Source organism: Collinsella sp. SGI.033, assembly GCF_050315135.1.
Taxonomy (GTDB): Bacteria; Actinomycetota; Coriobacteriia; order Coriobacteriales; family Coriobacteriaceae; genus Collinsella.
The window spans coordinates 35,915-61,071 of sequence record NZ_JBNPOK010000001.1 but is presented as its reverse complement, the minus strand read 5'-3'; the positions used below and the strand labels follow the sequence as shown (position 1 = coordinate 61,071).

Sequence of the window (25,157 nt, the reverse complement as noted above, 5' to 3'; positions counted from 1 at the left end):
TTGGCGCGCGGATCTGCACATAACGCCAAAGGCAATAAAGCCAACAACCAACCGGCATCTGCTAAGGGTGCCGGTTCCCATCTTCGTGCCAATAAGGGCCACGAGGCCGAGTTCGACGATTTTGAGCCCCTGGTCGAGCCTTCGGCCAACCGCGATATCGCCGGCGTGGTCATTGCCGTTTTGGCGATTGCGTCTTTCATTGCCGTGATTTCTCCGGCAACGGCACCCGTGACGGCAGCGGTTGCCGGTTTCTACCATCTTGGCTTTGGCCTGGGCGCCTACGTGCTGCCGATCGTCATTTTGCTGTTTGCCGCCACGCTCTTTTTGGGTGAGGACTCGCCGCTCAACATTCGCTCGGTCGCGGGTGGCGCCGTTGTCTTTATCGCCGTCGTCTCCATTCTTTCGTTGATGGTGCCGGGCACGAGCGATTCGTGCGACCTCATGTTTGTGCCGCAAAACCTGTCCGCCTCGGGTGGCTACATCGGTGCGTTTATTGCGAGTGCGCTGCAGAATGCCCTGGGTAAACCTATCGCGATGGTGGTCCTGTTGGGTTTGGCCGTCGTTGGCTTTGTCATCATCGGCTTTTCGGTGGGTGGCGTTTTGCGCTCTGCGCGCGATCGCGCTGCCGATTTTGCCGAGCGCCGTCGTGCCGATGTCAATGCGAGCCCGTGGGGCGACGAAGAGGCCCTGTCGGTTCCCGGCGTCGCCCGTCCGCACCTGAGCATTCTTCGTCAGAAGGGCTCCGATATGGCCGTGACCACGGTCATGGGCAATGATGCGGACCCGGTTTTGGACGATGATGACGAGGACGATGATCCGTTTGTCGACGTGTCCGAGGCTGTGGAGGCCGAGCGCGCCAAGACTACGCTGCTGCCGCGTCGCCATGCCAAGAATGGCAAGTCCGCGCCTAAGCTCAACACGAGTGAGCCCGACCCGTCTTGGTCCGACAGCGAAATCGAGCTCACCGCGGGCGATGACGAGGATGACGAGTGTCCGCTCGAGACCGCCAAGACAACTTTGCTGCCGCGTCGCCAAGACAGGCGAGGACAGGTCACCGGACAGCTTTCGATGGAAGACGACCCGGACAAGGTCGACGAGTCCGAGCCGCCGTTTGCCGTGAACCCCGTTTCTGCTGCCCCTCAGATCCCCGATTTCCTGAAACACCCCAAGGTTGCCGATGCCCCCACCCCTACGGCTTCCGCTGCTCCTGTTGCAGCCGGCGATGGGGGAGCTGACGGCACCGCTGCCGATGTCGAGGGCGAGCAAGAGGATGGCCTCAAACTCCCGCCGCTCGAAATCCTGCACGCCAACCCGCAGTCGGCGTCCGCCGCGTCTTCTGACAAGGAGTTGGAGCAGACTGCCGAGTCGCTGCAGTCCACGTTGCTGGAGTTTGGCCGTAGCGCTCGTGTCGTCGGCTGGATTGCCGGTCCCACGGTGACGACCTTTAAGCTGCAGCCCGGCGAGGGCGAGCGCGTGAGCAAGATTTCGAGCCTCGAGGACGATATCGCGCTTTCGCTTGCCGCCCAGTCGGTGCGTATCTTTGCGCCGATTCCCGGCACCTCGCTTGTGGGTATCGAGATTCCCAATCGCAAGCGCCAGAACGTTAACCTGGGCGACGTGCTTCCCTATGTGAAGGGCGGTCCGCTCGAGCTGGCTATCGGCCGCGATGCCGAGGGTACGCCCGTCGTCGCCGACCTCGCCAAGATGCCCCACCTGCTTATTGCCGGTACCACCGGTTCGGGTAAGTCGGTCATGATCAACTCCATCATCACGACCCTGCTCATGCGCGCGCTTCCCGAGGACGTTCGCTTGATCATGGTCGACCCCAAGCGCGTTGAGCTTGCCGGCTATAACGGCCTGCCCCATCTCTATGTGCCCGTGGTGACCGAACCCAAGCAGGCTGCGAGTGCCTTGCAATGGGCTGTTTCCGAGATGGAGCGTCGCCTGAAGGTCTTCGAGCGCCTCAACGTTCGCAAGATCTCGACGTATAACGAAAAGCAGGCCGCCGGCGAGTTCGAACACTACGATAACCCGCCGCAAAAGATGCCCTATCTGGTCATTATCATCGACGAGCTATCGGACCTGATGATGGTTGCCGGCAAGGATGTCGAGGCCTCGATCGTTCGTATCGCCCAGCTGGGCCGTGCCGCCGGTATTCACCTTATCGTGGCTACGCAGCGCCCCAGCTCCAACGTGGTGACGGGCCTCATTAAGGCCAACATCACCAATCGTATCGCCTTTAACGTGGCCACGGGCATCGATTCCCGCGTCATTATCGACCAGATGGGCGCCGAAAAGCTCACCGGTTTGGGCGACATGCTGTTCTCCAAGGTCGACTGGGGCAAGCCCCGCCGTATCCAGGGCTGTTTTGTCTCGGATGATGAGATCAACGAGATCGTCGAGTTCGTTAAGTCGCAAAGCGAGCCCGACTATCACGAGGAGATTCTGTCTGCCGTGGCGCCTGCTTCCATGTCCATGGCTGGTGGCGGCATTGTTCGCACGGGCGTTGCCGAGCCGCAGGATGACGACCCGCTTATCTGGGAGGCCGCCCATATTGTGGTGGAATCGCAGCTTGGCTCCACATCTGGCCTGCAACGCCGCCTCAAGGTTGGCTATGCGCGCGCCGGGCGTATTATGGACATGCTGGAAGAAAAGGGCGTCGTCGGCCCGCCCGACGGTTCCAAGCCGCGCGAGGTCCTGCTGGATGACGAAGGGCTTGCCGCGCTGGAGTCTGTCGACGCCGAGATGGTACGTGAAGATCGTGAGTTTGGAGGATTCTGATGGCTGCACGCTTTGGTGACATGCTGCTCGAGCAGCGTCGCCGGATGGGCCTTTCCATCCAGCAGGTCGCCAACACCATCAAAATCAGGCCGCAGATCATCGAGTTTTTCGAGACTGGTAATTTTGCATCGATGCCTCCGCGTGGCTATGCGCAGGGCATGATTTCGAGCTACGCTCGCTTTTTGGGGCTTAACCCGCGCGAGGTCGTCAACGCTTATTTTGACGACCTCATGGCATATGAACGCGATACCTCGCAGCAGGGCGGTCGTTTTCAGGATGCTGCCGGCTACGTTAACTCGCGTTCTTCGGTCGATAACGGTCGTTTTTTGATGGTTCAGGGTGGTCGTACGACACGGTACGGCCAGCGCCCTCCGCAAGCGGGCTATATCACCGAGACGGGCTCCAGCGAGGAAATTCGTTCTCAGCGAGATCGTTTTCGCAGTACGCCCCTGCCAGATGACCGTGCGCTTCCCGCCGCTCGCGGGTTGAGTCGCGATCCTCGCGCCGGTTACGGCGACGGTGGATACTCCGGTCGTAGCTATCGCGGAGTACCCGCCGGGCGTTCCCGCGATGGCTATTCCGACGCCGATACCACGCAGGTGACGCCGCGCCTCCGTTCGCAATCCCAGCCCTATGGGCAGCGCTCTTCGGCGCCTCGTTCTGGCCAGCGCGGCTATCAGGGCCGTGGCGAGCTTGCGCCGCGTCCGGGCCGGCGGGGTTCGCAGCGCCAGAGTAGCTATCGTGGTCGTCCCGATAGCGGTCGCGGCCGCATACCGCAGGGTAATGGTCGTGGTAGCTCCAATCGCGGACGCGGCGTTGGGCGCGCCTCTCAATACAACACGATCGATCCGCGCATTGTTTACGTCGGCATCGGTGCCGTGGTGCTACTGTTGATTTTGCTCATCGTGGTACTCCTGCGTGGTTGCGGCTCTGCTGCACCCGAGTCGACGCCCGAGACACCCGTTGCTACCAAGACGACGACTAAGAAATCTTCCAAGGAGACCGAATCCACTGACGAGGACGAAGACGCCGACGAGGCGACGGATGCGGCCGGTTCCGATGCCGCCAAGGCGACGGTGGAAAAGGAAGAGGACGAGGTCACCAAGGTCAAGGTCTCTGTTGCCAAGGGCAAGACCGCCTGGATCGAGGTCAAGGTCGACGGTAAATCGGTCTATGGCGCTCAAGCGACCGGTCCTTTTGAGCAGGAGTACACGCCCGAGTCCTCGATTGAGATCACCACGTCCAAGCCCTCCGATGTCACGGTCACCAAGAATGGTGAAAAGGTTCGCTATGACACCAAGACATCGGGTGTGGCGCGCGTGACCATTACCGTTCCCAAGAAGGAGACCGCCGACTCCGAGAACGGCGTTAATGCCGGCGGTACCGATAATGCCGACGGCACCGATGCCCAGTCTACCGTCGGCACCGACACGGCATCCGACGACCAGACAGTGAACAATACAGATGACTATTCGTACGACAGCTACTAAGGCTCCCCGTACCGAAAGGAAGAACCATGGCTAAAGATTCCAGCTTTGACGTTGTGTCCGAGGTTAACATGCAGGAGGTCGATAACGCCTTCCAGCAGACCGCCCGCGAGATTTCCCAGCGCTATGACCTTAAAGACTCCGGCGCCACCATCGAGCTTTCGAAGGGCGACAAGCTCTTTACGATTAACGCTCCGGCCGATTTTGTCTCCAAGCAGATCATCGATGTTTTGAGCTCCAAGCTCATCAAGCGCGGTATCGACCTCAAGGCTGTCTCTTGGGACACCCCGCAGGCGGCTTCGGGCGGTACCGTGCACGTGCTCGGTCATATCGTCGAGGGCATCGACCAGACGACCGCAAAGAAGATCAATAAAGACATCAAGGATCAAAAGCTTAAGGTCAAGGTGACCATCGAGGCCGATAAGCTGCGCGTTTCCTCGGCTTCTAAGGACGCTTTACAGACGGTGATTCAGTTCCTGCGCGAACAGGACTACGGCCAGCCGCTGCAGTTTACCAACTACCGCTAATTTACTCGAAAGGACCGCTCTCCAACATGGATACTCCGTTGGGTTCCGTACTCTATATCACGCTTGGCTGCGCCAAGAACGAGGTCGATACCGACCGCATGCGTTCGCTGCTGACCGCTGCGGGCTACGAGGAGGCATTCGATCCTCAGGATGCCGATATCGCCATTGTCAATACGTGCTCGTTTCTTACCTCGGCGACGTCTGAGAGCATCGAGACCACGCTCGAGCTCGCTAACGAGGTGCAGGACGGCGTTCGCTCCTGCCCCATTGTCATGTGCGGTTGCGTGCCGTCTCGTTACGGCGACGACCTGCCCGACGAGCTGCCCGAGGTCGCGGCATTTGTGAAGGCCGATGAGGAAGACGGTATCGTCTCTGTCATCGATGGCGTTCTTGGTGTGGAGCGTGAAATCGCTGCCTATATCCCGCAGGTCAAGCGTACCGTCGAGGGCGCTGTCGCCTACGTCAAGATCTCCGATGGCTGCAATCGTTTTTGCAGCTTCTGCATGATTCCCTACATTCGCGGTCGCTATCATTCGCGCAATGCCGAAAGCATTATCTCCGAGGTGCGCGACCTGGTTGCCGGCGGTGTGCGCGAGATCGTGCTGATCGGCCAAGACACGGGCATTTGGGGCACCGACTTTGCCGATGAGGACGCCGCTGAGGCCTCACCGCGCAATCTGGCGCAGCTGCTGCGTGCCGTCGCCGAGGCTGTGCGCCCGCACAACGTCTGGGTTCGCGTGCTCTATCTGCAGCCCGAGGGCATGACCGACGAGCTTATCGAGACGATTCGCGATACGCCCGAGGTATTGCCCTATATCGATATCCCCGTGCAGCACTGCGACGCGCGCATCCTCAAGGCCATGCGTCGCTCCGGTTCGCGTCAGGAGCTCGAGGAACTGTTCCGCGATCTTCGTGATCGTATCCCCGGCATCGTGATTCGCTCCACGGCCATGGTCGGCTTTCCGACCGAGACCGACGACGAGTTCCGTGATCTTATCGACTTTATGGACACCGTCGGCTTTGACTATACGAGCGTCTTTGCCTACTCGCGGGAGGAGGGCAGCCTGGCCGCCAATATGGAGGGCCAGGTCGATGAGGAGGTCAAGCTCGAGCGCGCCCAGGAGGCCATGGATCTGGCCGAGTCGCTGGGTTTTGCCGCCACGGCAGCCCATGTGGGCGAGCGCGCCCAGGTAATCGTCGACGGTATCGAGGAGACCGAGGACGGCGCCGAGCTGATCGGTCATGCCTGGTTCCAGGCGCCCGATTCCGATGGCGCGGTGCATCTGGACGCCAGCGAGGCGTCCGTGGGCGATATTTTGACCGTCGAGTTTACCGATAGCTTCTGCTATGAGCTTATCGGCCATGTTGTGGAGTAGGAGAGCGTCGTGGCAAACGAGAGCAATAAGGAACTGACGAGCGTTTGGACGCCCGCCAACATCGTGACGTGCGTTCGCATCGTCTTTATTCCGGTGTTCATGATCGTCTCGGCCCTGTCTCATGGGGCCGTTGCCGGTACGGACTGGAGCACCTTCGACGGCCCGCTCGCCGCCGCTGCCTTCATTCTGTATGTGATCCTGTCGTGCACCGATAAGGTCGACGGCTATCTGGCGCGCTCACGCAACGAGATCACCGATTTCGGCAAGTTCTTGGACCCCATCGCCGACAAGTTGCTGGTGTTCTCGGCCTTGCTGCTGTTCTTGGATTTTGGTGCGGTGACCGTGTGGTCCGTGTTCATTATCCTGTTCCGCGAGCTGTTGGTGAGCGCACTTCGCATGGTCGCGAGTGCTGCCGGTGTGGTCATTGCCGCCGATAAGCTCGGCAAGTACAAGACGGCGACCACGATGGTTTCCATCTGTGGCTATCTGTGCGTCTTTGCGATGGCCGGTCTTCAGCTGGGGCCGGCGTCGCTGCTGCTCGGTGTCTATTCGGTGTCGCGCTTCCTGTACGTCATCGCCGTCATTTTGACCATTATCTCGGGTGCCCAGTACTTCTGGAACTGCCGTAAGATCGTCTTTTCGGTCTAGGTCCTGGTGGGTATGACGGAGTCTTATTTGCAGATCGCCGCAAACAACGAGGAGCTGGCGCGCGATATTGTCGAGCGCGCGAGTGCCCGTGGCGTGACGGTGTCGACGGCGGAGTCGCTGACGGCGGGCATGATCGCCTCGACGATTGCCGATATCCCGGGTGCCTCGGCGGTGCTTCGTGGCGGTGCGGTGACCTACTGCGATGAGATCAAACATCGCGTGCTCGGCGTCGAGCAGGAAACGCTCGATCGGTTTAGCGCTGTGTCGCATCAGACGGCGCGTGAGATGGCCGCGGGCTCGCTGGACCTCTATCAGAGCGATGTCGCCGTGAGCGCAACGGGCTACGCTGGGCCCGGCGGCGGCACCGAGCAAGACCCCGCCGGCACGTTCTATATCGGCTGGGCGTATCGTGCAGCCGATGGGGGAGCGACGGTCGTTGAGTCTGCGCGCTGTCACTACGAGGGTGATCGGTCGTGCGTCCGCGCCTATGCGGTCGCTGAGGCTTTGGAACGCATTGTCCGCGTGCTCAATTCCATGGAATAGACGTGTTTTAAGGGGCCTTAGGGCCCCTTAATTGTGGAGATAGGGACCTTTGGCAAGGAATGCGCTTGCGCTGGCACATGTCTTTAATTTGTACAAGCACTCGTATTTGCGATTGGCATGGTCAAGCGTTTGGTCGGTGATTGGTCGGCGTTTGGTCGGGTTTTGGAATGGACGGGTGCATATGATGAACCTGAACGGTTGACCACGAACAGCCGTTCGTTTATCATCGATTCAGGTTGTTAAGAGGAGGGCTATTCATGGCCAAGAATTCAGGTCCCGTACGTACCGTTCATACGCGCACGACGGGTAAAGAGCGCGACGAGATGATCGCCACTACCAAGGCCGAGATCGAGAAGAAGTTCGGCCAGGGTTCTATTATGAGGTATGGCGACGGCGGTCCCGAGCTCGAGGTCGAGGCTATTCCGACGGGCTCTCTGGCGCTCGATGCCGCCTTGGGTATCGGCGGCGTGCCGCGCGGCCGTATCGTTGAGATTTATGGCCCCGAGTCCTCCGGTAAGACAACGCTTTCGCTCGAGATTCTTGCAGAGGCGCAGGCCATGGGCGGTGTCGTGGCTTTTATCGATGCTGAGCATGCGCTTGATCCCACCTACGCCGCGCGCATCGGCGTCGATATCGACGAGGTGCTGATTTCCCAGCCCGATACGGGTGAACAGGCGCTCGAGATCGTTGACATGCTTGTGCGTTCCGGTGCCATCGACGCCATCGTCGTCGACTCTGTTGCCGCTTTGACTCCGCGTGCAGAAATCGAGGGCGAGATCGGTGACACGACGGTGGGTCTGCAGGCTCGCTTGATGAGTCAGGCGCTCCGCAAGCTCGCCGGCTCGCTTGCCAAGTCCAACACAACCTGCATCTTCATTAACCAATTGCGCGAGAAGATCGGCGTCATGTTCGGCAACCCCGAGACCACCACAGGCGGCCGCGCACTCAAGTTCTTCTCTTCCGTGCGTATCGATATTCGCAAAATCGATACCATCAAGCTCAAGGACGAGGTTATCGGCAATCGCGTACGTGCCAAGGTCGTTAAGAACAAGGTGGCTGCTCCGTTCCGCTCGGCCGAATTTGACATCATGTATGGCACCGGCATTTCTAAAGAGGGCTCGATTCTGGATATGGCTGTCGAGTGCGGCATATGCAAAAAGATGGGGTCTTGGTTTGCCTATGGTGAGGACAAACTCGGCAACGGTCGCGAGGCCGCTAAGACGTTCCTGCGCGAGCATCCCGATTGCGCCGACGAGATCGAGCACAAGGTTCGCCTTGCCTGCGGTCTTGAGTATGACGATGATGCCCCCTCCGAGGTTGAGTTGACCGATCAGCCCGCCCCCGAGGAGTTTGACGAGCTGTATGCCATCGATGGCTCCGCGATGCTCGACGATGACGACGAGTAACGGATGCCGACATGTCGTATACGGTGACCGAGGCTAGGGTCGTTTTTCCGGATAAGAAGACGGCCTCCTCGTTCTCGAGCGGTTATGCGTCTAAAAAGCCCTGTGCACATATCGATTGCGATCTGGAGGGCGGTTTTGAACGGTCCATTTGGATTCCCGTGCGTGTGGCACGTGTGTACGTTCAGAACCGTCTCGATCTTCCCTGCGACTGGGATGACTTTCGCGAGGCGGTACAGCTTATCGAATGCAAGTGTGCGCTCACCATGGTGACCGAGATGCTTTCGCGTCGTGATCATGCTACAGGCGAGGTGCGCGATAAGTTGGCGCGCTATGGCTTTCGTCAGCCCGCGATCGACTTTGCCGTCAATCGTGCCATCGAGTATCGTTTTTTGGATGAGAACCGCTTTTGCTCGTACTTTATCGAGGAGCGTAAGCGTCGTGGTTGGGGACAGCGCAAAATCGAGACTGAACTCAAGCGTCGCCATGTTGCACTTGATGAGATTCCAGGGTATCCCGAGGCTTATTTTGCCGAGGATGACGACTTGGCTCGCGCATCGGCTTTGCTCGCTAAGCGTCGCGTTCCCGAGGCACGTGCATTCGAAAAGCTCGTCAGATTTTTGATGGGCAAGGGCTTTTCCTATCACATTGCCGCGGATGCCGTTAAGGAGCGCCTTGATGCCTTAAGCGAGAAATGCGACGTTTAAGCATGCGCACGTTACGCCCCTGCCGTTCACCGCTCGATAGGCGCCGTGCTGGGTGCGTCAATTTGACAGTTGTTGCGGTTCAACGTAGGATAATTACTGTCATTTGCATTGTGATATGTGCTCATCTGCGATGAGTTTGTTTATATGTTTATCTGTATCCGACCCGCATAAGCTGCGCCCATATTACTCAAATGTCGCGAGCCGTTCGTATGGACGGTTCGCTTTGTTGTGTAACGAATCCATAAAAAGGAGTGAGCATGCCGCTTATCATTGCAGCGCTCGTTGGCATTGTTTTGGGTGCCATCGTCGCCATTGCCTACATGCGCACCGCCAAGCAGGGTAGTCTTCACGAGGCCGAAGAAAAGATTCAGTCGGCACACGCGCAGGCAGAGTCCCTGATCGGTGATGCTAAGCGTCAGGCCGAGACCCTCAAAAAAGAGGCTCTGCTTGAGGCTAAGGAAGAGATCATCAAGAACAAACAGGCCGCCGAGGCCGAGGACAAGCAGCGTAAGAGCGAGATTCGCGCGCTCGAAAATCGCGTGATGCAGCGCGAGGAATCGCTCGACCGACGCAACGATGCGCTCGATAAGCGCGAGCATCAGCTGTCCAGCCAGGCCGGTCAGGTCGAGAAGCGCTCTCGCGAACTTGAGGAGCTTTGCGCCAAGCAGACCTCCGAGCTCGAGCGTATTGCCGACCTTACGCGCGAGGATGCTCACAAGGAGCTGCTCGACAAGGTCCGCGGCGAGGTTACCCATGAGGCGGCCACCATCATCCGTGAGTCCGAGCAACAGGTCCGCGCCGAGTGCCACAAGACCGCTCAGGAGATTCTCTCCCTGGCGATCCAGCGTTGTGCCGCCGACCATACCGCCGAGGTCACCGTCACGTCCGTTCATATTCCCTCCGATGACCTTAAGGGCCGCATCATCGGTCGCGAGGGTCGTAACATCCGTACTTTCGAGCAGGTTTCCGGCGTCAACCTTGTGATCGATGACACCCCCGAGACTGTCGTGCTTTCGAGCTTTGATCCGGTCCGTCGTGAGACCGCCCGCGTGGCGCTCGAGAACCTCATTGCCGACGGTCGTATTCACCCCGCCCGCATCGAGGAGATGTACCACAAGGCTGCTGACTTGGTTCAGCAGCGTGTGCTCGAAGCCGGCGAGCAGGCCGCCTTCGATACCGGAATCCACGACCTGCATCCCGAGATCGTCAAAACCCTGGGCGCCCTGCGCTACCGCACCTCGTTTGGTCAGAACGTGCTACAGCACTCGCTTGAGGTCTCCGACCTGTGCGGCATCATGGCCTCCGAGCTTGGTCTGGATGTTGTGACCGCCAAGCGCGCGGGTCTTCTGCATGACCTGGGCAAGGCCATCGACCACGACGTTGAGGGTCCGCATGCTGTGATTGGTGCCGAGCTTGCCCGCCGTTATGGCGAGAAGCCCGTTATCGTCCACGCAATCGAGGCCCATCATGCCGATGTCGACCCCAACACGGTGCTCGACGTTCTGGTCCAGGCTGCCGATGCTGTTTCCGCTTCTCGTCCCGGCGCCCGTCGCGAGTCGGCCGAGAGCTACATCAAGCGCCTTGAGAAGCTCGAGGAGATTGCCAACTCTCATGACGGTGTCGAGCGTACCTATGCTATGCAGGCCGGTCGCGAGGTCCATGTCATGGTTCAGCCGGACAAGATTTCCGATGCCCAGTCCACGGTGCTTGCGCACGATATCGCCCATCAGATCGAGGAAGAGATGGAGTATCCCGGTCAGGTGCGCGTTGTCGTGATTCGCGAGAGCCGTGCCGTCGATATCGCTAAATAACATGAACGACGCGAACGAGCTCATCTCATTTATCGCGTCGATGTCGGGGGAGGGCAACCTTCGCGTCGAGGAAAACCTTGGCGAGGGGTATGTCCGCCTCCGCGTTTCGGAAGCCGAGCGCCGTCAGGCCAAGCATGACATTCAGCATGTAGAGGACATTGTCATCGAGATGCTGCGTAATGCTCGCGATGCCGGAGCCGATAAGGTCTATCTAGCCACGACCAAGGAGGAGGGTGTTCGTACCCTCCTCTTCCTGGATAACGGTTCGGGTGTGCCGCAGGATATGCAGGAGCGTATCTTCGATGCCCGTGTCACCTCCAAGCTCGAGAGCATGAAGATGGACCGTTGGGGTGTTCACGGTCGTGGTATGGCGCTGTTCTCTATCAAGCAGAACACCGATGAGGCACGCGTTGTTACATCGGGCGTCGATTTGGGCTCAGCGTTTAAGGTGTGCGTTGATACCGATCGCTTGGCTGAGCGCGCCGACCAGTCGAGCTGGCCTCAGGCGGTTAAAGACGAAGACGGCCGCTATGTATGCGCTCGCGGTCCTCACAACATCATTCGCGCAGCCTGCGAGTTTGCCCTTGAGGAGCTGCGCGACTGCGACGTGTATCTGGGCTCTCCGTCCGAGATCGCTGCCACCCTGTATGCCCAGGCTTCCAGTCGTCTCGATACGTCACGCCTGCTCTTTATCGATGACGAGTGTGAGCTTCCGGTTATCGATCGTTTAGGTCTCGCTTCGGATGCCGAGGATTTTATCCGGATTTGCTCCGGGCTGGGTCTCGAGATGTCCGAGCGTACTGCCCACCGTATTCTGTCAGGACAGATTAAGCCCGTTCGCGGTGTGTGCGCGCGTCTGCTGCGCGAGCGCGATTCCACCTCGCATTTGCCGGCTCCAGTCGATCTTGCCAAGGACCGTCGAGGCCTTCGCATTGCCAAGGATGACATGGCGCAGTTTTCGCGTGCTGTCGAGCGCGACTTCAATGACCTCGCCGCCCGGTATTACCTCAATCTGTGCGGCGACCCTAAGATTCGCGTTTCACGTGATCGCATCACCGTGACGTTCGATCTTGCCAAAGAGGAGTAGCATCTTTACCGAGTCCGCTCGGTACGATACAGTTATTGCAGTTAAAACGTACTTTTAAACGCAGGAGTTTCTTCATGGATTGCCTGAAGGTATCAAGCAAATCATCGCCCGCGTCCGTTGCCGGCGCCATTGCCGGTATGGTCAAAGATGGCGTTCCCGTCAACATTCAGTGCGTCGGTGCCGGCGCCGTCAACCAGGCCATAAAGGCCGTTGCCATTGCGCGAGGTTTTTTGATTCCGACTGGCTTTGATGTCTCTTGTGCGCCGGTGTTCTCTGACATCCTCATTAACGGGGAGTCTCGCACGGCAATCCGTCTCTCTATCTACGTTCACCAGATTAATCGGGCTGCTATGGACAATGTCGTCATGGACGACGTTAAGCCTGTTGCGTAAGCGAGTTTTCGCACGTTTGTAGCACCTTTGTGCCCCGTCGATATCATCGTTAGGATGTAAGCTCATGGACCAGCGCTTCGTACGCGATATTCTTGCCGGTAAAACCTATTTTATCCGCACATTCGGCTGCCAGATGAATCAGCACGACTCCGAGCGCGTGAGCGGTTTGCTCGATTCCTATGGCTGTCTTATGGCGCTCGATCCGGAGCATGCCGATATTGTCGTATTCATGACGTGCTGTGTGCGCGAGGCTGCCGATACGCGCCTGTATGGTCAGTGCAATTCCTGCAAGAGTCTTCCTCCTTCTCCTTCGGGCAAGCGTGTGGTCGCCGTGGGTGGCTGCATCGCTCAGCGCGATGGCGAGGGCTTGCTCACCAACGTCGATAACGTCAACGTTATTTTTGGTACGCATTCGATTGCGCACGTGGCGGAGCTTATCGCCGAGGCGTTTATGGATGGCAAGCGCCATATCCGCACGAATGAACATGAAGATACGGACGCTATGAGTATGCCGTGGCATCGCGAGACGCAGTATCATGCATGGGTGCCCATCATGACGGGCTGCAACAACTTCTGCACGTACTGCATCGTGCCGTACGTCCGTGGTCGCGAGAAGAGCCGCCCCTTCGAGGAGATTGTCGACGAGGTGACGGGTCTGGTGCGTCAGGGTGTGCGCGAGATTACGCTGCTGGGACAAAACGTTAACTCCTACGGTCGCGATCTCTTTGGCAAGCCGCGCTTTGCCGACCTGCTGCGCGCCGTGGGTGATACGGGCGTCGAGCGTATCTTCTTTACTTCTTCGCACCCCAAGGATTTGCTTCCCGAGACCATCGATGCTATGGCCGAGACACCTGCCGTTATGCCGCAGCTTCACCTAGCCGTTCAGTCGGGTTCCACGCGTATCCTTAAAGAGATGAATCGTCGGTACACGCGCGAGGATTATCTGGGCCTGGTCGATCGCATTCGTAACCGTATGCCCGAAATTGCGCTTTCGACCGACATCATCGTGGGCTTCCCGGGCGAGACCGAGCAAGACTTTGAGCAGACGCTCTCGCTTGCCGAGACGGTTCGCTATGCCCAGGCCTACACGTTTATTTACTCCAAGCGCGCCGGTACCCCGGCAGCTGAGATCTATGATCCCACCCCGCATGAGGTTATCCTTGAGCGCTTTAACCGTCTGGTCAAGGTTATCGAGACGACGGCATACGAGTATAACCAGGGCGAGCTTCACACCGTGGTGCCTGCGCTTATTGAGGGCACGAGCAAGAAAAACGACGCTGTCCTTCTTGGTAAAAGTCCTAAGAACCAGACAGTGCATGCGCCGATTCCCGCTGGCTATTGCATCGATCAGCTTATCGGCAAAATCGTCGACGTTGATGTGGATGTCGCCAAGACGTGGTATCTGTCTGGCTCCGTTGTGGGTGAGCCTCGCTAATGGTTTCCCCCGGCACAAACCTTTCTGCCGTAGCGATCGTCGGTCCGACGGCGGTCGGCAAGAGTGATGTTGCCGACCGCCTGGCTGCTCGTCTGTCGTCTGAAGTGTTATCGTGTGACGCGATGCAAATCTATCGCGGTATGGATATCGGTACGGCCAAGATGATGCCTGAGGAGTGCTCGGTGCCCCTGCGCCTTGTCGATATCGTGGACCCGGGCGTCGCGTATTCTGCTGCGCTCTATCAGTCTGATGCCCGGGCGCATATCGAGCGTTTGCTTGGTGAGCAACGGCTTCCGGTCTTTTGCGGCGGCACGGGCTTGTATCTTAAGGCTGCACTCGATGAAATGGATTTTCCTTCGGGAGAGCTCAAGGACGAACGTCGCACGGGTTATCAGGAGCTTGCCGAGCGTATTGGCGAGAAAGCATTGCATGCCCTGCTTGCCGAGCGTGATCCGGAATCGGCTGCCGTGATTCATCCTCATAACGTGCGCCGCGTGATCCGTGCGCTCGAGATGCACGATGACGGTGTGTCGTATGCCCAGCAGAAGTCGAAATTCAGCGTTCCACGTGAGCGTTATCATGCCTTGTGGTTTGGTCTGACGCGTAGCCGTGAAGTGCTGTATGAGCGCATTAACCTGCGTGTCGACCTTATGTTTGAGCAGGGGCTGGTTGATGAGGTCCGTGGCCTTATGGACCAGGGCCTGGGTGATGCACTCACGTCGATGCAGGCAATCGGTTACAAAGAGATTATTGATGCCTTGCGAGGCGCTATTACCATGGATGAGGCCCGCGAGCTTATCAAGATGCGCTCACGTCGCTATGCCAAGCGCCAACTTTCCTGGTTTAAGCGTGACGACCGCATCGTGTGGTTCGATATGGATGAGTTTACGATCGATGAGGTCGTCGATGATATCTACCGTCGTGTTGAGGCTGCCTAATGGCACGTTTTCCCTTGGTTCCCACGGCGCCTGAACCTGAGCGTGCCGTCTTGGTTGGTGTTGAGTGGCGCGATAACGCCTGGCCGCTCGACCGTTCGCTCGACGAGCTCGAGCGCTTGGCTCACACTGCTGGAGCCCAATGCGTGGCACGCTTGTCTCAGCGTCTGGTTAAACCTTATCCCAAATCGTTTATCGGCTCCGGTAAGGTCGAGGAGCTATGCGGTTTGGTGCATCGTATGGATGCGGATGTTGTAATCTTCGACGACGACTTGACTCCTTCACAGCAGTCCTATCTTGAGAAAGCCGTGGGCGAACCGGTCAAGATTATTGACCGTACGGCGTTGATTTTGGATATCTTTGGCCTGCATGCTCAGACGCGTGAGGGTCGCTTACAGGTACAGCTGGCTCAGTTGCAGTATCTGCTGCCCCGTCTGCGAGGTATGTGGAGCCACCTTGCTAAGGAACAGACGCGTGGCGGCATTGGATCGCGTTTTGGCCAGGGCGAAAGCCAGCTCGAGGTCGACCGTCGCCTGATTCGCGATAAGATCGCAGCTCTTCGACGCGAATTGAAACAGGTTGAACAACGTCGTGATGTGCAATCGAAAAGCCGTATTGAATCGCCGGCGTTTCGCGTAGCGTTGGCTGGCTACACCAATGCCGGTAAGTCGACGTTGCTTAATCGATTGACGGGATCCACGGTACTTTCGCAGGATAAGCTGTTTGCCACGCTCGATCCTACGACGCGTTCGTATCGTTTACCCGGTGGCCGTGGCATGACGATCACTGATACCGTTGGCTTTATTCAAAAGCTGCCCCATGGCCTGGTCGACGCGTTTAAATCTACGCTTTCCGAGGTGCTCGGCGCCGATTTGGTTCTTAAAGTTGTGGATGCTTCCGATGAGGATTACGAACGTCAGCTTGAGGCGGTTGATCGTGTCCTTGACGAGATTGGTGCCGGTGAGCGCCTGACGCTTACCGTGTTCAATAAAATCGATCTGCTCGATAGCGTCGACCGCTTGAGCTTTCGCCGGCGCTATCCCGAGGCGGTATTGTTCTCGGCTCAGACGGGTGAGGGCGTTGATGACTTAGTCGATCGCATCGCTCGTGAAGCGGCCGCTACGGACGTGTTGCTCTCGGCCGATATCCCGTATCGAGAGGGCGCGTTAATCACGCTCGTGCACGAACAGGGAACCCTTCTGCACGAGGAATACCTCGAGGACGGCGTTCGTATTGTGGCAAAGCTTCCAGCCCGTATCGCACCGCGTCTCGAGCGTTATCGAACAGAGTAAATCAGCTCCAGTACACCCAAGATAACCGGTTGATGAAGCAGGTAGAACGGCAGCGCATGGCGCCCGAGACTTGCGAGCGCCGGGATGGGATTCGCATAGGCCCATCCCGGCGCCTCATAGTTTGCTTCCTGAGTCGTGTGGGCGGCAAAGAAGCCTACAAGGTACATAAATAAGAATGGTATGACTGGATAGTAATCACCAGAGACAAAGTCTGGGCTTGGGAAACCCAGCCAAGCTAAATAGGGGATAGGATAAACCGTTTTAGGAATGCTCCAGGTAAGGGTAAAGAGTGTGAGGCAAATTGCTAAACCCCATACCGACGGCACTTTAACGATCACCGGACGCGCGAGCGCGACAATGGCGGTGCAGGCCGCCATGCAGAACATGATGCCGAAGTTCACCGAGTCATCGACTGAGACGAGCGTCGTCGCGACCCATACAACAAAAGCGGCAGCGGCATATTTGACGGCACGCTTGATGTTGTTGCGCGAGAGGGTGCACATCCAGCCGGCAATAAACAAAAACACCCAACTGATGCTGGCACGCCAGATGTCTTGGAAGATGGTCTGAGTAAACCAGGGCATATCCCAACCATAAAGATAGGCAAGATCGTAGCAAGCATGAAATCCTGCCATCGACAGCATGGTAAATCCGCGAATGGTATCAAAGACCGTGATGCGGTTTTGCATTACGAGAACCGGCGCATCAATCCAACAACCTTGCCCAGGATCGTCGGATTTGTCGCATAGATGGGCTCCATGGTGTCGTTTTCGGGCTGCAAGCGAACTCGTCCCTGCTCCTTGTAGAACGTTTTGACCGTTGCGGAGCCATCGATCATGGCCACAACGATCTCGCCATTCATGGCACTCTTCTGTTCGCGAACGATGATATAGTCGCCGTTAAGGATACCGACGTTAATCATCGAATTGCCGTGGACCTCGAGGATAAAAGACCCCTGGTCCGTTGCGATCTCGGTCGGGATGGTAAAGGTGTCCTCGATATTCTGCTCGGCAAGGATGGGGATCCCCGCGGCGACACGGCCCACGAGGGGTAGCGATACGGTTCCGCGGGGTGCCGTGGGCTCATCGGACTTTGAGATGGAGACGGAGGCTCCGTCCTCGTCAAAGAGCTCTAGGGCACGAGGCTTGGTGGCGTCACGTTTGAGCAGGCCGCGTGCTTCCAGTGCGGAGAGATGCGCATGTACGGTGCTAGGGGAGGAAAGACCCACAGCCGAAGCCATCTCACGCACGCTGGGCGGATAGCCCTTTTCCTGCTGATACTCCTTGATGAAGTCGTAAATCTGCTGCTGTCGCTTGGTAATTTTGCGAGCCATCAGGGATTCCTCTCTACCTAACCCAAACAAATGTTCTATGTTTGCTTGACAGGAACAACTGTTCGAAGATAATAATAACCGAACACTCGTTCCCGCGCTAGACTTTTTTGTCCTCGCGGCTTGATAAAACAGTTCTCGTCAAAAAACGCGAGAGGAGAACATGATGAATGCAACGGATATGGTCCAGGGAAACCTCGCCCTTAAGCTCGAGACGCCTGCGGCGCCGGCTTTCACGGTTGTCAAAGGCGGCCGATCTGGTTTTCAAACACTGCCCGGAAAGCCCGTCCGCAGCCAGTGCGTCGCCACGACTTCGGCCCCCGTTGCTCTGAAGGCCTCGACGATTGTCGCCCTGGCCGTTGCGCTCACGCTCTTCTTTGTACTTGCTACCTCGATCTTCAGCGCTCGTCACGCCGCATATGCCGAATCGGCATCTAACGTTACCTATGAGACCGTCCGTGTTCAGTCTGGCGATTCCTTGTGGTCGCTTGCTCAGGAGCATTCCGTTGACGGTCTTTCTACGCAGGAGACTTCTGACATAATTCGCAGTGTCAATCATCTGGAGCATGGGTCACTCGATGCGGGTGTCGTTCTTAAAGTTCCTTCGCGTTCGTAAGATTTAAACTCCGGCACATGGTACCCTTGTTATCGTTTTGGAGGAGGTACCATGCGCTGTCCCAGATGCGGCAATGCACATACCCGTGTTGTCGATTCCCGTATGCAGGAATCTAATAACACCATTAAACGCCGTCGTGAATGTTGTTCGTGCAACTATCGCTTCACAACATTCGAGCGATGCGAAGACCCCATCGAGGTCATCAAATCTGATGGGTCAAGGCAGCGGTTCGATCGCAATAAGCTGCTGGTCGGCTTAATGCGCGCTACGATTAAGCGCGACATCGACACGAAAAAGCTCAATGAGCTCATCGATGACATCGAGGTGGAGCTGCGTTCCCGTACGCTGACGGCTGTTACGTCCCACGACCTGGGCGACATGGTGCTTAAGCGCTTGGCCAAGATCGACAAGGTGGCCTACATTCGCTTTGCCTCGGTCTATCGCGATTTCAAAGACATCGATGAGTTTTTGCAAGAGCTCGACAAGCTAAGGTGATTTTATGTCCAACATTACGGTCAACATTAAGCGTCTCGACCCTACGATCGAGCTTCCCAAATACGCCCATCCCACAGATGCCGGTTTGGACCTCCGTGCCAATGAGGACTGTACCCTTAAGCCCTTCGAGCGACGCTTGGTCTCTACCGGCCTTGCGATCGCGCTGCCCGATGGATACGCTGGCTTCGTTCAGCCTCGCAGTGGCCTGGCTATTAAGCAGGGTCTGTCTATAGTCAACACGCCCGGTCTTATAGACGCCCACTATCGAGGTGAGCTTAAAGTCATCCTTATCAACCTGGATCCATCCAATGAAATCCAGATCAACAAGGGTGACCGAATCGCTCAACTCGTCATCCAAGAAGTTCCCACGGTCAATCTCGTGGAGGTAGACGAACTAGACGAAACCGACCGAGGCAACGGAGGCTTCGGCTCCAGCGGCGTCGCCTAGTCGTTTACGTACTGTCCGCTGACCAGCCCGACCCGCCTATATATCATCCCATGCTCAAACATTCTCGCGGGGGCGCTCGCATCCCTCCCGCCCGCCTCTCACACATATCGTTCCATGCTCAAACATTCTCGCATCGCTTCGCTCGCTGCGAAACTGCGCGTGGAACGATATGTGTGAGAGGCGGGCGGGCGGCTACTCGCTTGAAAATTATTTACATTCTAGTAAGTCAATGCGACAAAGGAACAGTCCCTTTGTCGCATTGACTTACTACATTTGAATTTTCCGGTTTTGCCTTTGCAGATTCTAATGGTGGGGAATCTGGTATAGCTGCTAATACGTAAACGCAGCTTACCCGTGGGAGGCCCCTATATATCGTCCCGCGCGCAGTTTCGCAGCGAAGCGAGAATGTTTGAGCACGGGATGATATATAGGGGCCTCCCACGGGTAAGCGGACATTAAGACCCTAGCGGATATGAGCGGGTTTTCCGCCCCAGTAGAAGCGGCAGAAGGCTCGTTTGCGCTTTTGGGGCTTGCCTACAAGTTCCATGGTTGCGATGGCGATGTCCTCGGCCGCGTGTGGACGGCGTAGCACTTCGCCATTGATGAGCAGTGCCTTGAGCGACTCGGGATGGTCGTGGAGATGGCGCAGCGTCACGATGAGCTCGCGTGCGGTGGTGACATGCATGCTGGCGCCCAAGTCGGTGAGCATGGTGGTATTGGCCTTTTCCTGGCCATAGGACTTGCCCAGCAGAATCATCGGTAGGTGTGCACACAGGCATTCGGTAACAGTGAGTCCGCCCGATTTGAGAATGGCCAGATCGCATCCGTGCATGAGCGCTGCCATGTCATCGACATAGTCAAGGACCGTGACGTTTTCGAGTTTCATGGCTTCGAAGAGCGTTTTCAGGCGCGTGGCGTATTCCGTGTCCTTGCCCGGCAAAAAGACAAAGTGCATGTCCTCGAAGCTACGGAGGAAGGGGAGGGTGTGGTCCATCGCCGCGCGAAAGCGAACGTACGGTTGAGGTAAACTGGCGCCGGCCATTACCAGCACAATGGTCTTGTCGGTAGGGAGATTGAACTTCTCGAGTTCTTCCTTACGATTGTAATCCGTGTCAAATCCAGCGCGAATAGGGATGCCCGTAATGCGTATCTTTGCCTCAGGTACCTTGCGTGGGCGGAGCGTCTCGGCCATAAACTCGTTTGCCACGCAGAATAAGTCAGTGTCCTTATGGGGCCACCAGCCCTCGACTTCGTAATCGGTCGGCACGCAAATGACGGGATAATCGATGCCCGTAATGACGCGCGCACCAACCGCAACGTTGGCTGCCGTGATATGTGTGGCGACCACGGCAATAGGCCTACGAGTGCGAACGTATTCGTTAAATGCGGGGAACATAATGCGCGACCATGCCGTGCCGCCGCCCCAAAGCAGGTGTCCGGTAAGGGTATATCGCCAGGTCAAGTCATAAATTGGGCGTGTGGCGCCGGTAAACGATGCGGCCGTTTTGTTGCCGTCGAATTTTATGCGTCCAAAATCGAGGATATCCAAGACCTCAATCTCGACATCCTGCGGTATGCCCTTGGTGCCGCGTATAAGCTCGAATGCTTGCGCGATAGCGTTTGCTGCCGCTTTGTGTCCCGAACCAACCGATGCGTGGACAATGGTCACTAAGGGCTTTTGTCCAGGTGACGGCATCAATTGTTCCGATTGGGGGGCGCTTTGCGTGGGCAGGGGAGCGTCATTGCCCATCTGCGTTTGATCCATCGATAACTCCCCTTCATCGTTGTTTCGCAAAGAATCATTGTAGTGCATGACTGTCATGTTCTCCTAAATTTGGGTATGAGCGCAAAGAACGCCAATGTTTCGATGAGAGGACACTCCATGACTACCAATCAGCCGATCGATGTTGCGATTATCGGTGGCGGCCCAGCGGGCTATGCTGCAGCCATTTATGCTGCGCGATCCAACCTAACGACGACCGTGATTGAACAGGGCATGTCGGGAGGACAGATCGCCACAACCAATGAGGTCGAGAACTATCCGGGCATTCCGCTCTTGAGCGGCGCCGAACTCGGCGAGCGTTTTCAGCAGCATGCAGAGGGCCTGGGAGCACAGGTTGCATGGAGCATGGTTACGGGTATCGATTACGATGCGGATGCGGCGCTGTTTACGGTGCATCACGATACGGGCGATACGCTGGCCTCGAGTGTTATCGCTTGCATGGGCGCCACGCCGCGCTCTGCTGGTTTTGTTGGCGAGGATACGTATCGCGGTCGCGGCGTTTCGTATTGTGCGACGTGTGACGGCATGTTCTTTCGTGGCAAACAGGTCTTTGTCATTGGCGGCGGTAATGCTGCCTGCGAGGAAGCCCTGTTCTTATCAGAAATTGCCAGCAGCGTGACCATCGTCTTGCGCCGCGATCAGTTCCGTGCTCCCGATGGCGTGGTTCAAAAGGTGCTCGCTAAAGATAATGTTTCTGTTAGGTACCAAACTAGTATTGTGGAGCTATCGGGCGAGGCCATGCCTACAACTATCACGTTTAAGGACAACGCCACTGGTGATACCTATTCCGAGTTCTTTGATCCTGGCTCGTTTGGCATCTTTGTCTTTGCCGGAACACAGCCCCATACTGAGCTTGTACAGCATCTGGTGGATCTGGCGCCTGACGGCGGTATCGTTACCGACGACTCGATGGCCACGCGCACGCCGGGTTTGTTTGCTGCCGGCGATATCCGTTCCAAGCGTTTACGCCAGGTTGTGACCGCCGTTTCGGACGGAGCCATAGCGGCTACCAGCGCATACGCCTTCTTACGAGGATAAGTACGATAATATATCTTATGTAAGGTTGCTATCTTTATACAAAGTGGTTGGACGGTGCGTCAATGTGCTGTCCAACCACTTTTACTTAGCGGCTATGTGGTATGCAAAACTAGATAATCTAGAATACAATATAGAAAACGAACGGAGGCCTCTTATGAACCACGTCAAACATGTTATCCCGATGTCCGATACATCGGTCAGCATTAAGCCGGAGGATATTCAGCCGACGGTGCTGCCGGATGCATTTATTCAGTCCGATATGGTGGGTAAACTCAATGCGTTGAGCCTGCCACGCTATGACCAGCTGCCCAACGTAACGCTCTATCGCGATCAGGTTATTGAATATGTTGCACTGTGGATGGAGCCGCTTTCGATTTGCGTAGAGCAGCCCGTTATCACGCCTTCGATGATCAATAACTACGTAAAGGTCGGTCTCGTTCCTGCTCCGGTTAAAAAGCAGTATGGCCGCGAGCAGATTGCGCGTCTCATTGCCATTTGTATCTTTAAGCAGGTGCTGCCCATCGCTGCGGTTCAGGCGCTCTTTAATATTCAGCGCTTGAGCTACGACGCTCCGACGGCCTTCGATTATGTAGTCGATCAACTTGAGGCATCGATTCGTGCGGCTTTTTCCCTTGAGCAGACTCCCGTGCCCGATACCGCACATCAGGTTACGCGCGAATCGCTGCTCGTACGTAGTGCGGTATCGTCCTTCGTTTCGAAGGCGTACCTGATGAGCTACCTCAAGTTCAATGGGTTTAATAGCTAGGCGACGTATAGCGCGGGCGGGATAAAGAGCCATCAGTCACTTTGTCCCGTCCGCGTTTTTGCTTGGTTGAGCTTTATTGGCCCGAAGCCATGCCCATGCCGTAGCCGATGATGAGACCATGCATCTCGGCGTAATAGGAATCTAGGCCGTTGCAGGGCATGATGATAGTCTTGGAGCCTGGCCAGTGCTCCACAATGCGGTCGGCAAGCGCCTGGGCTCCAGCTTCGTTCTCAACGTGATCGATGATGACCTCGCCGCCCGTGAAACCCTCGGCCTCCATGGTGTCAACAATCTTGGTGAGCATCTTCTTTTCGCCACGCGTATGCCCAACGAGTTCAATTTCGCCCGCTTCGCTCGCCGTGCCCAAAATGCGGATGTTGAGCTTGTTGGCAATAACACCGGCCGCCTTGGGGATACGTCCGGCCTTCGCAAGGTTTTCGTAATTGCATAAACTAAAGAGGATCTTGCTGTTCTGCTCCAAGCTATCGAAGTAGGCGCAGGCTTCCTCAAAGGAGGCATCCGGTTTACTTGCAAGATAGCGATCAAACAGTAAGAAGATCAGGTCCATCTTGCCGCCTGCTGCGCGCGAATTAACCAGGTGAATCTTACGATTGGGCTCTTCGGCAAGCACCATGTCACGCGCAGTGGCCGCGGCATTGTAGCTTCCCGAGACGCCCTCGGAGATGGGCATGCAGATCGTCTTGTCGGCGAGCTTAAAGAGCTCAGCCCACTCCCCTACGCTTGGGCAGGAGCTCGATGATGCGCTGGATTCCGATTGAATGGCAACATTAAGCTCGTGAACATCGAGCGAGAGATCGTCGACAAATTCACGCTCCCCCACTCGGATCTTAAGGGGTGCAAATGCAAAGGTGGTATGAGGTGCGGTTGGTTGCCAATCGCGAAGATTGCAGCTCGAATCTGAGATGAGTGCCCAGCTCATTGAGGGTCCTTTCTAGTTGTTCCTCAACAATTATAGCTATCTTTTGGACAGATGCTGCGCATATCTAGTATTCAAAACTAGATTGTAGTTTACACACAAAATGGGCGGTCGAGATAAAACAATGGACCTCGCTCCCAAAGGATACGAGGTCCACTTTCGTTAGCTGAGTTAAAAGACTTAATAGCGAACGAAAATATAATTGTTGTTCATGCCAGCGGCAACAGAGCTGATGATAACGCCCGTGCTGTAGTCGGAAGCATGGATCATCTGGCCGTTACCAATGTAGATGCCGGTGTGGTAAGAGTTAACAACGACGTCGCCAGGCTGAGGATCAGAAACACGGGGCCAACCCATGAAGGTGCCGGTAGTGCCCAGGCGGCAGTAGCGGCCGGTGAGGCAGTAGCTTACAAAGCCGGAGCAGTCAAAGCTGTTCGGGCCAATGCCGCCCCAGGAATAAGCGCAACCAAGCTTGCTATAAGCGCGAGAGACAACGCTGCCGCCGTCAACGGACTGGCTCGGCGCGGAAGGGGCCGGTGCCGGGGCGGGCGTGGAGGGCTGCGGCGTGGGAGCAGGAGCGGGCGCGGGCGCAGGCGTGTTGCCGCCGCCGTTGTTGGTCGTACCGCCACCATTGTTGGTGTTCTCGGTCGTACCGGCGGTGTCGTTGCTCACCGTGGCCTTTTCGGCGGTGCTGGCATTTATGCCAGCCTGCAGCGCGGCGTTCGCCTCGGCCTCGGCAGCAAGCTCGGCCTGCAGCTGTGAATCCAGGGAGTTCACGACACTCTGGGCCTCAGCCTGCTGGGCGTTGAGTTCGTCGACCTTCTTCTGCGTCGCGGCGACGTTCTTCTCCTGCTCGGCCTGCTTATCGGTGAGCTGCTGCTTAAGGTCCTTGACCTCCTGAATGGTCTGGGCCTGCTTGTCGGAAACCTTGCCGTAGTAGAACAAACGGTTGAGCATATCGCCCAGATCGTCGACGCCCGTCAGAACCTGAAGGAGACTCAGACCGCCGGTCTTGTACTCACCGGCAACGTAGCTCGAAAGCTTTGCCTGGCCCTCGGCAATCTCTTGCTGCTTTTGCGTGATCTCGCCTGCAGTCTGATCAAGCTCCTGCGTCTGAGCGGAGAGTTCTTCATGAATTTGCTGGGTTTGCGTACCGATCTGCTCGAGTTTGGTACGAGCAGCGGCAAGATCGGACGCGGTATCGGCATAGGCAGGAGCCGCGAGGCCCAAGCCCAAAACACAAGCGAGGGTTGCCGTAGCTGCGCAGCGTGCCATGTTTTTGTGCGTGTTTGCTGTGCGCATGGAGCTTCCTTTCCGGTA

General features: G+C 57.0%; 24 protein-coding genes. 19 read left to right on the top strand and 5 right to left on the bottom strand.

Going from position 1 to position 25,157, the window contains the following annotated elements; all coding sequences use genetic code 11:
• The 14 genes from ACQRC0_RS00325 (at position 1) to hflX (ending at position 16,424) form a co-directional block, all read left to right on the top strand.
• A complete protein-coding gene (locus ACQRC0_RS00325; protein WP_427726821.1) occupies positions 1-2,781 on the top strand; it encodes a DNA translocase FtsK 4TM domain-containing protein in 2,781 nt (926 codons plus the stop codon).
• Entirely contained in the window at positions 2,781-4,271 is a 1,491-nt protein-coding gene (locus ACQRC0_RS00320) for a RodZ domain-containing protein (protein ID WP_427726819.1), read from the top strand. The genes ACQRC0_RS00325 and ACQRC0_RS00320 overlap by 1 nt, the downstream gene beginning before the upstream one ends.
• A gap of 26 nt (positions 4,272-4,297) precedes the next feature.
• Positions 4,298-4,795 (top strand): YajQ family cyclic di-GMP-binding protein, encoded by a 498-nt coding sequence (locus ACQRC0_RS00315; protein ID WP_427726817.1) that lies wholly within the window; start codon positions 4,298-4,300, stop codon positions 4,793-4,795.
• Between the two features lie 26 nt (positions 4,796-4,821).
• Complete coding sequence (gene rimO, locus ACQRC0_RS00310) at positions 4,822-6,171, top strand: 30S ribosomal protein S12 methylthiotransferase RimO (protein ID WP_154516325.1); 1,350 nt, start codon at positions 4,822-4,824, stop codon at positions 6,169-6,171.
• A 99-nt stretch (positions 6,172-6,270) separates the two neighbouring features.
• A complete protein-coding gene (gene pgsA / locus ACQRC0_RS00305; protein WP_427726984.1) occupies positions 6,271-6,819 on the top strand; it encodes a CDP-diacylglycerol--glycerol-3-phosphate 3-phosphatidyltransferase in 549 nt (182 codons plus the stop codon).
• Positions 6,820-6,846: 27 nt separating this feature from the next.
• Positions 6,847-7,362, top strand: a complete 516-nt coding sequence (locus ACQRC0_RS00300) for a CinA family protein (RefSeq protein ID WP_427717479.1) — start codon at positions 6,847-6,849, stop codon at positions 7,360-7,362.
• 257 nt (positions 7,363-7,619) lie between these two features.
• The gene (recA, locus tag ACQRC0_RS00295; protein ID WP_154516331.1) at positions 7,620-8,768 is read left to right on the top strand and encodes a recombinase RecA; all 1,149 of its coding nucleotides are present in this window, start codon (positions 7,620-7,622) and stop codon (positions 8,766-8,768) included.
• Positions 8,769-8,779: 11 nt separating this feature from the next.
• Entirely contained in the window at positions 8,780-9,472 is a 693-nt protein-coding gene (locus tag ACQRC0_RS00290) for a regulatory protein RecX (RefSeq protein ID WP_427726815.1), read from the top strand.
• 257 nt (positions 9,473-9,729) lie between these two features.
• Positions 9,730-11,283, top strand: coding sequence for a ribonuclease Y (gene rny / locus ACQRC0_RS00285; protein WP_427726813.1), 1,554 nt, complete (start codon positions 9,730-9,732; stop codon positions 11,281-11,283).
• A gap of 1 nt (position 11,284) precedes the next feature.
• Positions 11,285-12,370: an ATP-binding protein gene (locus ACQRC0_RS00280; RefSeq protein WP_427717475.1), complete on the top strand. Its 1,086-nt coding sequence runs from the start codon at positions 11,285-11,287 to the stop codon at positions 12,368-12,370.
• A 74-nt stretch (positions 12,371-12,444) separates the two neighbouring features.
• A complete protein-coding gene (locus tag ACQRC0_RS00275) occupies positions 12,445-12,762 on the top strand; it encodes a stage V sporulation protein S (RefSeq protein ID WP_118079896.1) in 318 nt (105 codons plus the stop codon).
• A gap of 64 nt (positions 12,763-12,826) precedes the next feature.
• Positions 12,827-14,197: a tRNA (N6-isopentenyl adenosine(37)-C2)-methylthiotransferase MiaB gene (gene miaB / locus ACQRC0_RS00270; RefSeq protein WP_427726811.1), complete on the top strand. Its 1,371-nt coding sequence runs from the start codon at positions 12,827-12,829 to the stop codon at positions 14,195-14,197.
• Entirely contained in the window at positions 14,197-15,135 is a 939-nt protein-coding gene (gene miaA / locus ACQRC0_RS00265; RefSeq protein ID WP_427726809.1) for a tRNA (adenosine(37)-N6)-dimethylallyltransferase MiaA, read from the top strand. The genes miaB and miaA overlap by 1 nt, the downstream gene beginning before the upstream one ends.
• Complete coding sequence (gene hflX / locus ACQRC0_RS00260) at positions 15,135-16,424, top strand: GTPase HflX (RefSeq protein ID WP_427726806.1); 1,290 nt, start codon at positions 15,135-15,137, stop codon at positions 16,422-16,424. Before miaA ends, hflX begins: the two co-directional genes overlap by 1 nt.
• On the opposite strand, the gene ACQRC0_RS00255 is transcribed toward hflX, so the two are convergent.
• Positions 16,409-17,113 carry a heparan-alpha-glucosaminide N-acetyltransferase gene (locus ACQRC0_RS00255; protein ID WP_427726804.1) on the bottom strand — a complete coding sequence of 235 codons (705 nt, stop codon included), beginning with the start codon at positions 17,111-17,113 and terminating at the stop codon, positions 16,409-16,411. The genes hflX and ACQRC0_RS00255 overlap by 16 nt on opposite strands.
• On the bottom strand, positions 17,113-17,757 hold the full coding sequence (gene lexA / locus ACQRC0_RS00250; protein ID WP_427717464.1) for a transcriptional repressor LexA: 645 nt from the start codon (positions 17,755-17,757) through the stop codon (positions 17,113-17,115). The genes ACQRC0_RS00255 and lexA overlap by 1 nt, the downstream gene beginning before the upstream one ends.
• Before the next feature lie 160 nt (positions 17,758-17,917).
• Between lexA and ACQRC0_RS00245 the strand changes: the two genes are divergently transcribed.
• The 3 genes from ACQRC0_RS00245 to dut are packed head-to-tail and all read left to right on the top strand — an operon-like array spanning position 17,918 to position 19,313.
• The gene (locus ACQRC0_RS00245) at positions 17,918-18,370 is read left to right on the top strand and encodes a LysM peptidoglycan-binding domain-containing protein (protein WP_427726802.1); all 453 of its coding nucleotides are present in this window, start codon (positions 17,918-17,920) and stop codon (positions 18,368-18,370) included.
• Positions 18,371-18,421: 51 nt separating this feature from the next.
• Complete coding sequence (gene nrdR, locus ACQRC0_RS00240) at positions 18,422-18,865, top strand: transcriptional regulator NrdR (RefSeq protein WP_427717459.1); 444 nt, start codon at positions 18,422-18,424, stop codon at positions 18,863-18,865.
• Positions 18,866-18,869: 4 nt separating this feature from the next.
• Positions 18,870-19,313, top strand: a complete 444-nt coding sequence (dut, locus tag ACQRC0_RS00235; RefSeq protein WP_427726800.1) for a dUTP diphosphatase — start codon at positions 18,870-18,872, stop codon at positions 19,311-19,313.
• A gap of 463 nt (positions 19,314-19,776) precedes the next feature.
• Here dut and ACQRC0_RS00230 read toward each other — a convergent pair whose 3' ends face one another.
• Positions 19,777-20,982, bottom strand: a complete 1,206-nt coding sequence (locus ACQRC0_RS00230; RefSeq protein ID WP_427726798.1) for an MGDG synthase family glycosyltransferase — start codon at positions 20,980-20,982, stop codon at positions 19,777-19,779.
• 213 nt (positions 20,983-21,195) lie between these two features.
• Here ACQRC0_RS00230 and ACQRC0_RS00225 point away from each other — a divergent pair, with 213 nt between their 5' ends.
• Together ACQRC0_RS00225 and ACQRC0_RS00220 are read left to right on the top strand one after the other, a co-directional pair.
• Entirely contained in the window at positions 21,196-22,134 is a 939-nt protein-coding gene (locus ACQRC0_RS00225) for an NAD(P)/FAD-dependent oxidoreductase (RefSeq protein WP_427726795.1), read from the top strand.
• A 154-nt stretch (positions 22,135-22,288) separates the two neighbouring features.
• Positions 22,289-22,900 carry a DUF1836 domain-containing protein gene (locus tag ACQRC0_RS00220; protein ID WP_427726793.1) on the top strand — a complete coding sequence of 204 codons (612 nt, stop codon included), beginning with the start codon at positions 22,289-22,291 and terminating at the stop codon, positions 22,898-22,900.
• A 73-nt stretch (positions 22,901-22,973) separates the two neighbouring features.
• Here the strand turns inward: ACQRC0_RS00220 and ACQRC0_RS00215 are convergent, their stop codons facing one another.
• Together ACQRC0_RS00215 and ACQRC0_RS00210 are read right to left on the bottom strand one after the other, a co-directional pair.
• Positions 22,974-23,840 carry a DegV family protein gene (locus tag ACQRC0_RS00215; RefSeq protein WP_427726790.1) on the bottom strand — a complete coding sequence of 289 codons (867 nt, stop codon included), beginning with the start codon at positions 23,838-23,840 and terminating at the stop codon, positions 22,974-22,976.
• Positions 23,841-24,017: 177 nt separating this feature from the next.
• Positions 24,018-25,139, bottom strand: coding sequence for a coiled-coil domain-containing protein (locus ACQRC0_RS00210; RefSeq protein ID WP_154516376.1), 1,122 nt, complete (start codon positions 25,137-25,139; stop codon positions 24,018-24,020).
• Between the last annotated feature and the right edge of the window lie 18 nt (positions 25,140-25,157).